The sequence below is a fragment of the Pseudochrobactrum sp. sp1633 genome (assembly GCF_030376605.1).
Classification (GTDB): domain Bacteria; phylum Pseudomonadota; class Alphaproteobacteria; order Rhizobiales; family Rhizobiaceae; genus Pseudochrobactrum.
On sequence record NZ_JARRAE010000003.1, the window covers coordinates 37,728 to 53,862 of the forward strand.

Annotated in this window: 15 protein-coding genes; 14 read left to right on the top strand and 1 reads right to left on the bottom strand. The window is 50.9% G+C overall.

The genetic code is table 11. From position 1 onward, the window contains the following. Positions 1 to 83 precede the first annotated feature (83 nt). The 8 genes from P8H26_RS04050 (at position 84) to P8H26_RS04085 (ending at position 10,156) form a co-directional block, all read left to right on the top strand. The gene (locus tag P8H26_RS04050) at positions 84 to 1,391 is read left to right on the top strand and encodes a murein L,D-transpeptidase (protein WP_289631594.1); all 1,308 of its coding nucleotides are present in this window, start codon (positions 84 to 86) and stop codon (positions 1,389 to 1,391) included. Positions 1,392 to 1,893: 502 nt separating this feature from the next. Next, a complete protein-coding gene (gene glyA, locus P8H26_RS04055) occupies positions 1,894 to 3,201 on the top strand; it encodes a serine hydroxymethyltransferase (protein ID WP_289631595.1) in 1,308 nt (435 codons plus the stop codon). A gap of 239 nt (positions 3,202 to 3,440) precedes the next feature. Continuing rightward, positions 3,441 to 3,923, top strand: coding sequence for a transcriptional regulator NrdR (gene nrdR, locus P8H26_RS04060; RefSeq protein ID WP_289631596.1), 483 nt, complete (start codon positions 3,441 to 3,443; stop codon positions 3,921 to 3,923). A gap of 260 nt (positions 3,924 to 4,183) precedes the next feature. Continuing rightward, a complete protein-coding gene (ribD, locus tag P8H26_RS04065; protein ID WP_289631597.1) occupies positions 4,184 to 5,347 on the top strand; it encodes a bifunctional diaminohydroxyphosphoribosylaminopyrimidine deaminase/5-amino-6-(5-phosphoribosylamino)uracil reductase RibD in 1,164 nt (387 codons plus the stop codon). 111 nt (positions 5,348 to 5,458) lie between these two features. After that, positions 5,459 to 6,067, top strand: coding sequence for a riboflavin synthase (locus P8H26_RS04070; protein ID WP_289631598.1), 609 nt, complete (start codon positions 5,459 to 5,461; stop codon positions 6,065 to 6,067). Positions 6,068 to 6,584: 517 nt separating this feature from the next. Beyond that, positions 6,585 to 7,046 carry a 6,7-dimethyl-8-ribityllumazine synthase gene (locus tag P8H26_RS04075; protein ID WP_289631599.1) on the top strand — a complete coding sequence of 154 codons (462 nt, stop codon included), beginning with the start codon at positions 6,585 to 6,587 and terminating at the stop codon, positions 7,044 to 7,046. A 1-nt stretch (position 7,047) separates the two neighbouring features. Next, positions 7,048 to 7,554 carry a transcription antitermination factor NusB gene (gene nusB, locus P8H26_RS04080; protein ID WP_289631600.1) on the top strand — a complete coding sequence of 169 codons (507 nt, stop codon included), beginning with the start codon at positions 7,048 to 7,050 and terminating at the stop codon, positions 7,552 to 7,554. A gap of 460 nt (positions 7,555 to 8,014) precedes the next feature. Then, complete coding sequence (locus P8H26_RS04085) at positions 8,015 to 10,156, top strand: sodium-translocating pyrophosphatase (protein ID WP_289631601.1); 2,142 nt, start codon at positions 8,015 to 8,017, stop codon at positions 10,154 to 10,156. A 91-nt stretch (positions 10,157 to 10,247) separates the two neighbouring features. On the opposite strand, the gene P8H26_RS04090 is transcribed toward P8H26_RS04085, so the two are convergent. After that, complete coding sequence (locus tag P8H26_RS04090) at positions 10,248 to 10,760, bottom strand: outer membrane protein assembly factor BamE (RefSeq protein ID WP_289631602.1); 513 nt, start codon at positions 10,758 to 10,760, stop codon at positions 10,248 to 10,250. Positions 10,761 to 10,849: 89 nt separating this feature from the next. Between P8H26_RS04090 and P8H26_RS04095 the strand changes: the two genes are divergently transcribed. The 6 genes from P8H26_RS04095 (at position 10,850) to P8H26_RS04120 (ending at position 16,090) form a co-directional block, all read left to right on the top strand. Then, positions 10,850 to 11,389: a ubiquinol-cytochrome C chaperone family protein gene (locus P8H26_RS04095; RefSeq protein ID WP_289631603.1), complete on the top strand. Its 540-nt coding sequence runs from the start codon at positions 10,850 to 10,852 to the stop codon at positions 11,387 to 11,389. Between the two features lie 54 nt (positions 11,390 to 11,443). Beyond that, positions 11,444 to 12,019: a DUF177 domain-containing protein gene (locus P8H26_RS04100; protein ID WP_289631604.1), complete on the top strand. Its 576-nt coding sequence runs from the start codon at positions 11,444 to 11,446 to the stop codon at positions 12,017 to 12,019. A 333-nt stretch (positions 12,020 to 12,352) separates the two neighbouring features. Next, positions 12,353 to 13,429 (top strand): phosphate acyltransferase PlsX, encoded by a 1,077-nt coding sequence (plsX, locus tag P8H26_RS04105; protein WP_289631605.1) that lies wholly within the window; start codon positions 12,353 to 12,355, stop codon positions 13,427 to 13,429. Positions 13,430 to 13,743: 314 nt separating this feature from the next. Then, on the top strand, positions 13,744 to 14,715 hold the full coding sequence (locus tag P8H26_RS04110) for a beta-ketoacyl-ACP synthase III (RefSeq protein ID WP_289631606.1): 972 nt from the start codon (positions 13,744 to 13,746) through the stop codon (positions 14,713 to 14,715). 147 nt (positions 14,716 to 14,862) lie between these two features. Continuing rightward, a complete protein-coding gene (locus P8H26_RS04115) occupies positions 14,863 to 15,189 on the top strand; it encodes an integration host factor subunit alpha (RefSeq protein ID WP_289631607.1) in 327 nt (108 codons plus the stop codon). A 376-nt stretch (positions 15,190 to 15,565) separates the two neighbouring features. Beyond that, the gene (locus P8H26_RS04120; RefSeq protein ID WP_289631608.1) at positions 15,566 to 16,090 is read left to right on the top strand and encodes a MerR family transcriptional regulator; all 525 of its coding nucleotides are present in this window, start codon (positions 15,566 to 15,568) and stop codon (positions 16,088 to 16,090) included. Positions 16,091 to 16,135: the final 45 nt, after the last annotated feature.

Consider the following 16,135-nt stretch of genomic DNA (forward strand, 5'->3'; position numbering starts at 1 on the left):
CTTAGATAATACCTCTGATACGTTTGAATATCTGTTTTATGTCTGTGAGCAAAATCCTGTTGCGGCGGATTAAGGATGAGAGAATGAAGCATAGTGTAAAAGACGGCAAAACATCCAAGGCGCTTGACCGCCGTTTGTTTTTGCGCGGAGCGGCTGGTCTGGGACTGGCTGCACTGTCAGTGCCGGTTGTTTCGACCGGCGCTCTTGCACAGGCCATCGGCCTCAATGATGTGCTGTCATCCGGTCGTCGCGGTAACTGGAGCGATACATTCGATGCGCGCGGCACCGGCGGCGCCAAGGCGATTGCGACCAATCAGCCGATCATGAGCCCGCAGACGCTGAATTATATCAGCGCGGCCATCAATCAATATAACACCATCGTTGCCAATGGCGGCTGGCCGACAGTGCCGGGCAATGAACGCCTGCGCTTAGGTATGAAAAGTCAGGTTGTTCCGATTCTGCGCCAGCGTCTGATGATCTCCGGCGATCTGCCTGAGGGTATCGGCGCGTCAAACTCTTACGACACCTATGTTGACGCCGCAGTGAAGCGTTTTCAGGCACGGCATGGTCTGCCTGCCGATGGCGTGATGGGTGATGTCACTTATAAAGCGCTCAATGTCAGCGCTGATGTGCGCCTTGGCCAGCTTAATACGAACCTGCAGCGTCTTGGCACGCTTGCCAATGTTGATCAGACACGCTTTGTCATGGTCAATATTCCGGCTGCGCAGATCGAGGCCGTTGAAAATGGCCGTGTTGAACAGCGCCATACAGCCGTTGTTGGTAAGATCGACCGTCAGACACCGATCCTGACCTCTAAAATCCATGAAGTGATCCTCAATCCTTACTGGACAGCACCGAAGTCGATTATCCGCAAAGATATCATTCCTTTGATGCGCAAGGATCCGCAATATCTGACCAAGAACAAGATCCGCCTCTACAATGGTCAGGGGCAGGAAGTTCCGCCGGAAACTGTGGACTGGAATACAGAAGACGCAGTGAAGCTGATGTTCCGTCAGGATCCGGGCAAAATCAATGCGATGGCGTCTACCAAAATCAACTTCCATAATGCGCATGCGGTTTATATGCATGATACACCGCAGAAGGGTACGTTTAATAATCTGATGCGTTTTGACTCATCCGGTTGTATCCGTGTGCAGAATATCCGCGATCTGGATGTGTGGCTTTTGAAAAACACAGCGGGCTGGGATCGCCAGACCATTGAGGACACAATCAAGAGCGGACAAAACAATCCGATCCAGATTACCGATCCTGTGCCGCTGTATTTCGTTTATATCTCTGCATGGTCAACCGGTGACGGCATTCCGCAGTTCCGCGATGACATTTACAAGATGGACGGTGCTTCTGAACTTGCAATCGGCACTGCTATTTAAAACTGTTCTGGGGAAAGATGAAAATGTTCCGGTCTGTGTGCTGGGGCGGTTTCAAAAAAGATAACAGACAGTATTTGGCTTCAATGCCATGTTTCAAAGAGATAATCTGATTTTAAAGCCGCCTTCGGGCGGCTTTTTAGTATTTAAACGATATAAATGGGGCTTTAGCCGTTTTACGTCACAGTATATCGCCTACTGGCAATGGAGGCTTCACGACAAGTGGGATATTGCCACCCGACATGGGAATGGGCTAAGCGTGAGCCACATTGAAATCTGCGTGATTTTTGTTTCGCATTTTGTTATGCGGGCAGGGCACAGAGTATTTCCGCTTTAAGCTGGGGCATTGGAAATACTCTATTTATTTGTTTTTACGCGTATCGCGTTCCGAAAACCGCTTCGCACCTTTCGGGATACGCTTTAGCAAGGAATTCCATGATCGTCGCAACAGGTGGCGGGAATGGTGTCTGATTGACTTTTGACCGGAAACCGGAAGGAATAGGATATGTCGCAGGCGAACAGTGCTTCTCTCGAAGCATTCTTTAATAAGGGTCTTGAAGAAGCGGATGCTGAAATTTTCGGCGCAATCCGCAAGGAGCTTGGCCGTCAGCGTCACGAAATCGAGCTGATCGCATCGGAAAACATCGTTTCCCGCGCAGTGCTTGAAGCTCAGGGTTCAATCCTCACCAACAAATATGCCGAAGGTTATCCGGGTAAGCGCTATTATGGCGGCTGCCAGTATGTTGATATCGTTGAAGAACTGGCGATTGAACGTGCGAAGAAACTCTTCGGTGCAGAATTCGTCAACGTGCAGCCGAATTCCGGCAGCCAGATGAACCAGGCTGTGTTCCTCGCGCTGTTGCAGCCGGGCGATACATTCATGGGTCTGGATCTGAACTCCGGTGGTCACCTGACACACGGTTCTCCGGTCAATATGTCCGGTAAATGGTTCAATGTTGTATCCTATGGCGTGCGTGAAGATGATCACCTGCTGGATATGGACGAAGTGGCACGCCTTGCCCGTGAAACAAAGCCAAAGCTGATTCTGGCAGGCGGTACCGCTTATTCCCGCATCTGGGACTGGAAGCGTTTCCGTGAGATCGCCGATGAAGTCGGTGCTTATCTGATGGTTGATATGGCGCATATTGCCGGTCTGGTTGCTGCCGGTGTGCATCCGTCGCCAGTGCCGCATGCGCATGTTTGCACCACCACCACCCACAAATCCCTGCGCGGTCCGCGCGGTGGTATGATCATGACCAATGACGGTGATCTGGCCAAGAAATTCAACTCGGCCGTATTCCCTGGTCTTCAGGGCGGCCCGCTGATGCATGTGATCGCCGGTAAAGCGGTAGCATTGGCAGAAGCGCTGCAGCCTGAATTCAAGCTCTATGCTCAGAATGTTGTGGCAAACGCCAAGGCTCTGGCCGAGAACCTGAAGAAGAACGGTCTCGATATCGTTTCCGGCGGTACTGACAACCATCTGATGCTGGTTGACCTGCGTCCGAAGAACGCGACCGGTAAGCGCGCTGAAGCAGCGTTAGGCCGTGCGAATATCACCACCAACAAAAACGGTATTCCTTTCGATCCGGAAAAACCGTTTGTTACCTCCGGTATCCGTCTCGGCACACCTGCCGGTACAACCCGTGGTTTCGGTATCAAGGAATTCGAACAGATCGGCGATATGATCACCGAAGTTCTTGATGGTCTGAAAACTGCCAATTCCGATGAAGGCAATGCTGCTGTTGAAGCTGCCGTTCAGAAGAAGGTTGTTGATCTGACAGCTAACTTCCCGATGTATGATTATCTCGGATAAGCCGGATTTGAGTATGTTGTAGTTTTAAGCGCCGCGTATCACATAAGTGTTACGCGGCGTTTTTCTTGAACGGGCTTGCCCGTAACGGGTTGCGGAAATTGGTCTCAGATATAGGTAATGACAAAGCGGTCTATCTGCATTAGATAATTCCAATCTGAGTAATTTATAGTCGTTTCCGGCTGTGTCAGGGGCGGAACGGCTGCCGTGCTATATGCGCGGAACAAGTTGAGAGTTAAGCGATGCGCTGTCCGTTTTGTCAGTCTGAAGATACGCAGGTCAAAGATTCCCGTCCGGCAGAAGATGGTTCGGTTATCCGCAGACGCCGCGTCTGTTCGGTGTGTGGCGGCAGATTCACCACCTTTGAGCGCGTGCAGTTGCGCGAACTGATGGTGGTTAAGAAAAGCGGACGCCGTGTGCCGTTTGACCGTGATAAACTGATGCATTCGGTGCAGGTGGCTCTGCGCAAGCGCGAGGTCGATATTGACCGCGTGGAGCAGGCGATTTCCGGAATTGTGCGTCAGCTGGAAAGTTCCGGCGAGGTTGAGATTCCGTCAGAAGAGATCGGCCGTTTGGCAATGGAAGCGCTGAAAGGCGTGGATGATATTGCCTATATTCGTTTTGCGTCCGTTTATCGTAATTTCAGCGTTGCGAAAGACTTCCACAATGTCATTGATGAGCTGGGGCAGCCGGATACTTCTGCCGCACCGGAGAAGCCGGAATGAGCTTGCCGGTTGTGTAAAATGATAGATGATTATGCAGGCATTTCCGGATTTTCAAAATAAGGAAACCTGCTTCTGAATTATGATCAGAGGTGTAATATATGTTCAGTCTGAACACAGCGCCTCTCAAAACAGAATGCATTCTGAAAACTGTAAAGCGGTTTGCAGATAAGATGCGAGATAAAATAAATAGGTTTTGAGTATTTCCGTTTGATAATAAAAATCGGGATATATTCAAAACGCTCCGTACTGGAATTTGGCATATGAATGAACCTCAGAACGCGACAGCCCGTCAGACCCATTCTGGCGAAGGAATTGCCTCGGAGCTGGATAAGCGCTTTATGGCGGCTGCAATCCGCTATTCGCGTCGTCATCTGGGCATTACGGGGACTAATCCTTCCGTTGCGACGCTGATTGTGGCGGATAACGGTTTTGGACCGGTGATTGTCGGCCGCGGTGTTACTGCTGAAGGCGGGCGTCCGCATGCGGAAACACAGGCGCTGGCAGAGGCCGGTGATCTGGCCAAGGGTGCCACTGCCTATGTTACGCTGGAGCCTTGCGCTCATCATGGCCACACACCACCTTGTGCTTCTGCGCTGGTCACTGCGGGGATCAAGCGTGTTGTAGCTTCAACCAATGATCCTGACCCGCGTGTTGCGGGGCGGGGCTATCAAATTCTGCGCGACGCCGGACTGGAAGTTATCACAGATGTCTGCCGTGAGCAGGGTGATGACGAGCTGGCCGGTTATTTGTCGCGCTCATTCCGCAAACGTCCGGAAGTGATGCTGAAACTCGCTCTGTCGGTAGACGGCTATGTCGGCTGCGTTGGTCGTGGTCAGATTGCCATTACCGGTGCGGTCAGTATTGCGCAGGTGCATATGCGCCGTGCGCAGACCGATGCGATTATGGTTGGTGTGGGAACGGTGATCGCGGATGATCCTGTGCTGAACACCCGTTTGCCGGGCTTGCAGGATCGCTCGCCGATACGTGTTATTCTGGATAGTGAGCTGCGCATGCCGCTCACATCAAAGCTTGTGCGCTCGGCGCGTCAGGTGCCGCTGTGGATTGCTGCCAATAATGCTGCAGATCCGGCAAAGCGCCAGCAACTGATTGAAGCGGGATGCCGTATTCTTGCAACTGAATGCGAAGATGAAAAGATTGCTCTGCCGGAATTGCTGGATGACCTTGCTGCGCAGGGGATTGCGACGGTGATGGTTGAGGGCGGCGCGGTAGTTGCGCAGGCTTTTCTCGCACAAGGGCTGGTTGACCGTCTGATGATCTTTGACGGGCCAAATCCGATCCTCTCGGGAGGGGACGGTCAGGCACTGGCGGTGGAAGGTTTGCAGGCCTTTATTGATGCTGACTTCAGAAAGACTGGCGAGATGCATTTTGCGTCTGACGTCTTAAGTGAGTATAAACGCAAGTAAGAGTTTTGAGTGACCGGAGCATCCCAAAAAACGAGAGCAAACGCCCCGTACCAATCTGGCTACCAATCTGGGCGTTAACTGCTTTGGTTTCGTATTGTTGAAGGATTACGCATGTTTACAGGAATTGTGACAGATATTGGTGAAGTTTCGGAAGTCAGCCCGATGGACGAAGGTGTGCGGTTGCGTATCGCTACGGCATATGACCCTAAGACCATTGATATCGGTGCATCCATTTCCAATTCCGGTGTTTGTCTGACCGTAACCCGTTTGCCTGACCGGGACAGCAATGCATGCTGGTTTGAAGTTGAGGCATGGGAAGAAGCGCTGCGCCTGACCACGATCGGTGAATGGAAAGCCGGACGTAAAGTTAATCTTGAGCGTTCATTAAAGCTTGGTGATGAAATGGGCGGGCATCTGGTGTCCGGTCATATTGACGGCATGGCAGAAATTATCGGCGTAGAGCAGGAAGGTGAGGCCGTGCGCTTTACCATTCGTGCACCTGAAGCACTGGCACCTTTCATCGCACAAAAAGGCTCCGTTGCGCTGGATGGTACATCCCTGACGGTCAATACTGTTAATGGCAATGAATTTGATGTGCTGCTGATACGTCATTCGCTGGAAGTGACAACATGGGGTGAGCGTAAGGCCGGAGATAAGGTCAATATTGAAATCGACCAACTGGCACGTTATGCGGCACGTCTGGCGCAGTTCAAAGTGTAAGAAATATGGGCGCTGTCTTTTGCTGAGGCAGGTCTGAACGGACAGAGGCACCATATATTTCCTATATGTGGTGCTTCGTGTTTTGTTTCTGCGACAAAAATTTCTGAAAAGCCGCGAACGGGGATTACTTTTCAGCGATAATGCTGTAGAGCAGCCTTTATTATCGTTCAGGCGCTGTTTACCGGTACTGTGCAGAGAATTATCTGCCGCCGCAGGTGCCTGCTGCCATTTTAAAAGAATGCGCAGGCTTTGAAAAATGTATGGCTGCTTACATTGTAAGTGCCGCAGGTTTCTATAGAATATGATTTATATATATTCTCGCGGACGGCAATGTCTGCGGGAAGCAGTACAGTGTTCTTGGCCATTAGAGCATTTCACAGTCAAGTTGGATCAACTTGACGCCGGTGATAATGCGACAAATAAAGAATCTAGAGCGAGCGCTATGATCCAATCTGGACGTAAACCGCTCTAGTCGTGGATTCAATTGCTATAAAGGCAACTGATTATGGAGAATGAGATGACCGGAAATATGGCTTATCCGCCGCATATTCTGATTGTTGAAGCCCGTTTTTACGATGCGCTTTCAGACGCTCTTCTGGATGGTGCCAAAGCTGCGCTTGATGAAGTCGGTGCGACCTACGAGGTTGTGACTGTACCGGGTGCTCTGGAAGTGCCTGCCGCGATCTCTTTTGCATTGGATGCTGAGGCGGGTGGCGGCACTGAATATGATGGTTATGTTGCGCTTGGCACGGTCATTCGCGGCGAAACCTATCATTTTGATATTGTCGCCAATGAATCCTGCCGCGCTCTGACAGATCTGGCTGTGGCAGAAAGCATTGCGATCGGTAATGGCATTCTCACTGTTGAAAATGAAGAGCAGGCATGGGCCCGCGCAAAACGCAGTGAAAAAGATAAGGGTGGATTTGCTGCACGCGCTACCCTGACAATGATTGATTTACAGAGAAAATTTGGAGTCTGATATGACCGCCCCCAATGCGACGCCGCAGAATGCGCCGCGCACCGCCAATAAGCGAGGCGTAGCCCGCCTTGCTGCCGTTCAGGCACTGTATCAGATGGAAGTCACCGGCACCGGCGTGCTGGACATTGCTGCTGAGTATGAAAATTTCCGTCTGGGTAAAGATATTGATGGTGATCAGTATCTGGATGCCGATCCGCAATGGTTCCGCGCAATTATTGCCGGCGTGGTTGCTGACCAGCGCATTCTTGATCCGATGATCCGTCAGTCACTGACTGAGGACTGGCCGCTATCACGCCTTGATTCGACACTGCGTGCGATTTTGCGTGCCGGTATCTGGGAACTGCGCACCAAAAAAGAAGTGCCGGTCGCTGTGATTGTCTCGGAATATGTCGATATTGCTAAGGCATTTTACGAAGAAGACGAGCCGAAGCTGGTGAATGCTGTGCTTGATCGTCTGGCATTTGAGATCCGTGGCGAGAGCCGCGGAACGAAGAAAAGCCCGCGTTGACGGTGTTTTGACAGGGAACTCAGATGAGTTCTCTGTTTTCTGTTTTAGACGCATGATGGCCGGTGCAGTTTTGTGCCGGCTTTTTAGTATAGTCAGCATAATTTTCTGCTTCTTGTTTTGAAAACAAGCGCTTGACCTTTGTCTCAGGCTTTCGCATCCTGCGCACAGAATACCGGAAGACAAGCCTGAAGCATGCTGATCAGACAGATGCTGAATAAAAACATAATCCTGAAGACTGAAATTTTAACGCAGGATTATGAGGTCAATCGAAATGCCGGACTCTGAATTTGTAATATCTGTATATTTTTCTGTTTCTGTCTGAGCAGACTGCAGAGCATTTTTGAAAGCGTTGCGAGACGCTTCATTGTTTGTGCTGTGCCTTGTTCCATGCCGTTCTCCGTTATTGTAATTTTCCGGCCAAATGCCGGAATTATGAGGCTGAAGAATAAGGGGAATACGCATGGCAGTTCTCATACTCATTCTTATCTGCGGTATATTGGCATTGGTCTATGCAGGCTGGGCTATTCGTTCGGTTCTGGCGTCCGATGCTGGTAATGCGCGGATGCAGGAAATTGCGGAGGCAATCCGCGAGGGCGCACAGGCCTATCTGGCGCGCCAATATATGACGATATTTTTTGTGGGCGTGATTGTTTTTCTAATCACATGGTGGTTGCTGGGTGCCTATGCGGCCTTTGGCTTTCTGATTGGTGCGGTTTTGTCCGGTTTGGCCGGTTTCATCGGTATGCATGTCTCGGTTCGTGCCAATGTGCGCACGGCGCAGGCGGCATCGATGAGTCTGGCAGGGGGGCTGGAGATAGCGTTTCGCGCCGGTGCTGTCACAGGCATGCTGGTGGCAGGTCTGGCGCTGCTTGGTGTTGCCGGTTATTACACTTTCCTCACAGCGGGCATGGGCTATGCTTCCGGTGACCGGATGGTGATTGATGCTCTGGTGGCGCTGGGCTTTGGTGCCTCACTGATTTCGATTTTTGCCCGTCTTGGCGGCGGGATTTTCACCAAAGGCGCTGATGTCGGCGGCGATCTGGTGGGCAAGGTTGAGGCCGGTATTCCTGAAGATGATCCGCGCAATCCGGCAACCATTGCTGATAATGTTGGCGATAATGTCGGTGACTGTGCCGGTATGGCTGCAGATTTGTTTGAAACTTACGCGGTGACCGTGGTGGCAACAATGGTGCTGGCTGCGATCTTCTTTGCAGGCAGTGCGCTTTTGCCGGTGATTATTCTCTATCCGCTGGCAATCTGCGGGCTTTGCATTCTCACATCCGTCGCCGGTACATTCTTCGTGCGGCTTGGCACGGATAACTCCATCATGGGGGCGCTGTATAAAGGTCTGATTGCTACCGGCCTGTTATCTGTCGTCGGACTTGCACTGGCTACCACGCTCACCATCGGTTGGGGTGAAATCGGCACTGTGGCCGGAGTGAGCATTACAGGCACAAACCTGTTTATCTGCGGGCTGCTTGGTTTGGTTGTGACCGGTCTGATCGTCGTGATTACGGAATATTATACCGGCACCAACAAGCGTCCGGTCAATTCCATTGCACAGGCTTCCGTCAGTGGTCACGGCACCAATGTTATTCAGGGGTTGGCCGTGTCACTGGAATCAACGGCGCTGCCTGCCATTGTGATTGTGTTCGGGATTATCACGACCTATCAACTGGCCGGATTGTTCGGCACTGCCATTGCGGTTACTGCCATGCTCGGCATTGCCGGTATGATTGTGGCGCTGGATGCTTTCGGCCCCGTTACCGATAATGCCGGTGGTATTGCGGAAATGGCAGGGCTTGATCCTGAGGTGCGCAAGGCAACCGATGCGCTAGATGCCGTGGGTAATACGACCAAAGCCGTAACCAAAGGCTATGCCATTGGCTCGGCAGGTCTGGGTGCTTTGGTGCTTTTCGCGGCCTATTCCAACGATCTCAGTTTCTTCGCGGCCAATAGCCAGAATTATCCGTATTTCAGCGATATGGGCACAGTCTCTTTTGATCTCTCCAATCCTTATGTTGTGGCGGGGCTGATCTTTGGTGGCCTGATTCCCTATCTCTTCGGCGGTATCGCTATGACGGCAGTCGGGCGTGCAGCGGGCTCTGTGGTACAGGAAGTGCGCCGTCAGTTCCGTGAAAAGCCGGGCATTATGGGTGGCACAGAACGGCCGGATTATGCGCGCGCGGTGGATATTCTGACCAAGGCGGCTATTCGGGAAATGATTATCCCGTCCTTGCTACCGGTATTGGCGCCTTTGGTGGTTTATTTCGGTGTGCTGCTGATCTCCGGCTCCAAGGCTTCCGCTTTTGCGGCGCTTGGCGCTTCACTGCTTGGGGTCATCGTCAACGGGCTGTTTGTGGCTATTTCCATGACCTCCGGTGGTGGCGCATGGGATAATGCCAAGAAGAGCTTTGAAGATGGCTTTACTGATGCAGACGGCGTGAAGCATATGAAGGGGTCGGAAGCACATAAGGCCTCTGTTACCGGTGATACGGTTGGCGATCCTTATAAGGATACCGCAGGGCCTGCGGTTAATCCGGCAATTAAGATCACCAATATTGTGGCTCTGTTATTGCTGGCTGTGCTTGCACATCAGTAATAAAGGGCTGATTAAACAAAACCGCCGCCGGAATGTTTCCGGCGGCGGTTTTTTACTCTGAGAAACCGCAGGGCGGTTTGGTATTAAAGGCTTAGATCGTGCCCGGCAGAGAGGTTGGCATTTTGCCAACACCCTGCATAAGCTGACCGATAAAGCTCTGATCTTTACCGCCGGTCGGCGTCGTGCGGGAAACGAAGTCAAAGACTTTACCATCCTGCAGGCCGTAATGGGCGATCTGAGAAACCTTGCCGTCTTTGTTGAAGTAAACAGCAAGAATACGGCGATCAATGATCTTCGGTGTCATGAACTGGGCAACACGATAACGCTTCTGCGAGATATAGTAGAAGACTTCACTATCAAATGTTGCTGTTGTTGACGGTGTGCCGAGCGTCAGCAGAACCTGCTCACGGCTGGAGCCGACCGGAACAGAATCAAGCGCCTGTTCATCAAGGACATAGCCTTCAGTCAAAGTTTCTGAAGGATTGAGCGTGCTTGCGGTATTGCAACCGGCAAGCCCGAGCGAAAAAAGCACGGCTGCGCCTGTAACAAGCAAGCTTCTGCTGCGGTTTTGTGCAAAAATACGCTGCAACGACGACATCTCCATAACCATTATCCCAACGGTACTTCCGTATCCAGATGAACTTGGGTAAACCACCTTGCATCCGGATGCAACAAAAGCATGGGCGTTAAACGATGATTCTTAATTTATTAAGACGCAAATCCCGAGTAAACGAAGCAATTACACTGTCTGCTTATGAAAAAATCGTGGCAGCAGCACGACAAAAACGCTTTTACGCGGAGTTTCTTGTGCCCGATACACCAATCGGCCGCTATGAAATGCTGTCATTACACGTTTTTTTGCTGATGCACCGGCTGAAATCTGAAGATGCGGGCTTAAAAGAACTGACGCAGGATATTGCCGAAGAGTTTTTCAAAGATGTTGATCATTCTCTGCGCGAGCTTGGCATCGGCGATCAGGGCGTGCCCAAGCGCATGAAAAAACTGGCGCGCATGTATTACGGGCGCGTTCTCAGCTATGCTGATGCATTGGACAAGAATGATACTCCGGCACTGGCCGCAGCAATCAGCCGTAATGTACGGCCGGATCTGGTTGAAGCAGGTAAGGTCTGGGAGCATAGTAAGGCTATGGCGGCCTATGCGATGCAGGTTTATGAGCATTTGCGTGGCCAGCCGGACAGCATGTTCCTTGAAGGTCGCTTCACCTTTGCATAAATAACCATACAGATATTGATGCTACCACGGTGGCAGAACAGAGATGGACTTAAAATGACAAGACATAGTGGCTCGGGTCGTGCAGGGCTTGAGTTTCCGGTTTCAGTGGCTCATGTGCCGAGCAAGGGCATTACGGTTAAGATTGAAGCGAATGAAAAAGAACGCGCTCAGTTAGCCGCAAATCATGAGCTGTTGTCTGTTGCTTCTTTTACTGCGGAGTTTCTGATCACGCATTGGAAAAAAGACGGCATTAAACTGCGCGGTCATATTGATGCGCAGATCGTGCAGGCTTGTATTGCAACGCTGGAGCCCATTGATGCGGTGATCAGCGAGGATGTTGATACGGTTTTTGTGCCGGAAAATTCCCGCCTTGCGCGCATCCGTCTTGATGAAAGCGGTGAAATGCTGATTGATGCCGAAGGGCCGGATATGCCGGAAACCTTTGAAGGGGACAGCATTGATATCGGCGCTGTTGCTGAAGAATTCTTTGAGCTGGCACTTGATCCCTATCCGCGCAAAGCGGAAGCGGAATATATCGAAATTATCGATGATGAGGATGAAGAAGCCGCAGGTGATATGAAGCCGGATTCGCCTTTTGCCGGTTTGGCAAAATTGCGGGACAAAAATTAAACCTTGTTTTTGAGGCGCAGACACAGCGTGTAATTTGAATAGGCAAAGCCCGTAAAGTGCTTTATATTCAAAAACATGGTGTGAGAGCTGCCGCCTTTGCAAATGCTGCTTGCCTGCTGAAATTAAAATTAAGTTGTGCGAGCATGCAAAAAAGTTATTTTGCGCAATTCAGGGTAAGGCACAGTAATTTTTAAAATTTGCTGGGCTGTGAGTTTAGACGTGAATATATTCCGGCGCAGTTTGTCGGCGGAATATGCATTTTAATCATGCCGGGCAGGCAGGCTCTGATAATAAACCATTATGGTTTTGTGAGGACCGGTATAGGACGATCAAGTGGTCACAATTTCTATTGACGCTATGGGGGGCGATTTTGGCCCTGAGGTGGTTATCCCCGCTGCAGCGAATGCACTGGAGCGTCATCCCGACATCCGGTTTATTTTTTATGGTCTGGCTGGTCAGGTTGAACCATTTCTGGATAAGTTTCCTAAGTTAAAGGCTGCCTCAGTGCTGCATTTCAGCGAAATTGCTGTGCAGATGGATGATAAGCCAAGTCAGGCTTTGCGTAGTGGTCGGGGCAAGTCCACCATGTGGCAGGCGATTGAAGCGGTTAAAAACGGCGAAGCCGATGTTTGCGTTTCCGCGGGTAATACCGGCGCGTTGATGGCGATGGCAAAATTTTGTCTGCGCATGATGGCAAATATTGAGCGCCCTGCGCTTGCAGCAATTTGGCCGACAGCGCGTGGTGACAGCATCGTTTTGGATGTGGGCGCCAGTATCGGTGCGGATGCCCGTCAGCTGATCGACTATTCATTGATGGGTGCTGGTATGGCGCGCGCTTTGTTTGAGATTAAGCGCCCGACCGTCGGCTTGCTCAATGTTGGTGTTGAAGAAGTCAAAGGCCTCGATGCCGTTAAAGAGGCCAGCGCCGCTTTGCGGGCAACGCCTTTGCCGGGGTTTGAATATAAAGGTTTTGTCGAAGGCGATGATATCGGTAAAGGCACTGTGGATGTTGTTGTCACTGAAGGCTTTACAGGTAATATCGCGCTGAAAACAGCCGAGGGAACTGCCAAGCAAATCTCTGCTTATCTGCGCGGTGCAATCAATCGTACATGGATGGCCAAGCTCGGCTATATTCTGGCCAAAAGCGCTTTTAATCGTTTGCGCGAAAAAATGGACCCGAATAAGGTCAATGGCGGTGTGTTTCTCGGTCTCAACGGCGTGGTCATTAAAAGCCACGGCGGCGCAACCAGTGAAGGGTTCTGCTCTGCCATTGAAGTCGGCTATGACATGGTGCGCAATGGTCTCATGCAGAAGATCGAAGCGGATCTGACCACTTTCTACAGTCATTACAAAGCGGATGAGGTAGCAGCGGGCAGTGATGCTGCTGATGCTGAAGCAAAACCGGCCTGACTGTGAGACACGACTACTAAATAATCCTGAGCGGGTGTCGTGTGTGAGATGAAGCGCGACACGCTCTGGTTCAGCTATCGTAAATTCGCCTTATATGATTTTCATATAAGCGCTGACTCTGGCAGTCATTGCTTTCTGCTCAGGCTTTTGTAATGACTGCTATTATATTGTTGCCGTCCGGCGATCTGTCCAATGTGAACAGATCGTCTGATGAGCGCACATACAATCACTATATGTATCCGGTGTCGTCGGATGGCTGGCTTTGTGCCAGATTCCCGACAAGGTGCCCGATATGTCAGACAGGAAAATTACTGATGATCAGATCCGTCGTTAAAGGCATTGGTGCAGCTACACCGGAGCGTGTTGTAAAAAATGCTGAGCTGGAAGGTGTTGTTGAAACATCCGACGAATGGATCGTTCAGCGCACAGGTATCCGTCAGCGCTACATCGTAGGCGAGCATGAAACAACTGTTTCGCTCGGCACAAAAGCAGCTCAGGCCGCTCTGGAAAATGCCGGCCTGACTGTGGCCGATATCGATCTGATCATTCTGGCGACATCCACGCCAAATCACACATTCCCTGCAAGCGCGGTCGAAATTCAGAATGCGCTGGGCATGAAGCACGGTTTTGCTTTTGACATGCAGGCCGTTTGCAGCGGCTTTGTCTATGCGGTGACGACAGCTGATATGTATATCAAGAGCGGTATGGCGAAGCGCGTCCTGGTTATTGGCAGTGAAACATTCTCGCGCCTTCTCGACTGGAAAGACCGCACCACTTGCGTTTTGTTCGGTGATGGCGCTGGGGCAATCATTCTTGAAGCCGGTGAGGGCAATGGCCTGACGTCTGATCGCGGTGTGCTGACAGCCAATCTGCGCTCGGACGGCTCGCATAAAGAAAAGCTTTTTGTTGATGGTGGTCCTTCAACCACAGGGACAGTTGGTCATCTGCGCATGGAAGGCCGTGAGGTTTTCAAACATGCTGTGGGTATGATCACCGATGTGATTGAGGCCTCTTTTGCAACCACCGGTCTCAGTGCAGATGATATCGACTGGTTCGTGCCGCATCAGGCTAACAAGCGCATTATTGATGCTTCGGCCAAGAAGCTGAATATTGCAGACCATAAGGTGGTGATCACCGTTGATCAGCACGGCAATACCTCTGCGGCTTCAGTGCCTTTGGCTTTGGCGACTGCTGTAAAAGACGGACGCATCAAAAAAGGTGACCTGATTTTGCTTGAAGCTATGGGTGGCGGCTTTACCTGGGGCGCGGTTTTGCTGCGCTGGTAGGGCATGCAAACACCATTTCAATAGTTTATCAGTTCAAAAGAAGTGCAAAACGATACAAAAGTCTGCTTGACCATCGGCGTCGCATCTGTGTAACCTGTTGCACATACAAGAGATTATCACCTTTAACGCTAGCCGAGTAGGTTCATCATGGGGGGTAAGACTGTCACGCGTGCCGATCTGGCTGAGGCTGTCTATCGTAAGGTAGGGCTTTCGCGCACTGAATCTGCATCGCTTGTTGAAATGATTCTTGACGAAGTCTGTGATGCTATTGTGAATGGTGAAACAGTTAAGCTGTCATCTTTTGCAACATTTCAGGTCCGCGACAAGAATGAGCGTATTGGCCGCAACCCTAAAACCGGCGAAGAAGTTCCTATTCTTCCGAGGCGGGTTATGACCTTCAAGGCTTCCAACGTGCTGAAACAGCGCATTTTGGATCAGCATCATGAGCGGCAGAGCAAAAAGGCAAAAGCCTGATCTGTGGCGCATAACATTTAAAACACCGGCTGTGCGAGCGGCCGGTGTTTTGCTTTTTATAGGTGCAGGATGATTTTGACCGGCTTGTGCGGCTGGCATGCGTGTTGCTGTTATGAGAATTTTAACCATAACTCGCATTCTGTTTAAGGCATTATGCAGCTTATGAATTTTGCTTTATGCTCGTAAAAATAAGAATCATTACAACTGCTAAATCGAGAACCGCTTAGATAATCAGCGCATTTATCTCTTTTCTCAGGATAAAAGCACTATTTTATATGCGATTAAGCGCTGTGCCTTGTTTTTGCAGGAAATGTGATTCATCCAAGTATTTGTATCGTTTGAGTGATACTCCTTTACGACCGGAAAGGGGCAGTACATGAATAAGAGTCCTGATGCGTTTAAAACGATCAGTGAGGTGGCGGAAGATCTGGATCTGCCGCAACATGTGCTGCGTTTCTGGGAGACGCGCTTCACACAAATCAAGCCGATGAAGCGGGGCGGCGGGCGCCGTTATTACCGTCCGCTGGATGTGGAGCTGCTCAAGGGCATCCGCCATCTGCTTTATGATCAGGGTTATACGATCAAAGGTGTGCAGCGTCTGCTGCGCGAGAATAATGCACAATTCATTATTGCGCTTGGCAATGGTGATGTTGCAGCCGTTGAGGCTATCACGCGTCAGAAACAGGCTGTGGCTGCGCAGGAGGCTGCGATTGAGGATTATGATCCTGAAGAGCAGCGCCAGTCCTCTGGCGGACGCAAATTGTTTGGTCTGCTGCGCGGCGATGAAGAGGGGCCGACGGGCGCTGATTCAAAACGTCTGAACAAGGATAACCGTACCTTGTTGCAGGAGGCGCTGTTCGATTTGCTAGAATGCAAGCGCCTGCTTGATCAGGTGCGATAAATAGACAGTTATTTCAGTTGTAAGAAAACGGGATGGTGTAAACCG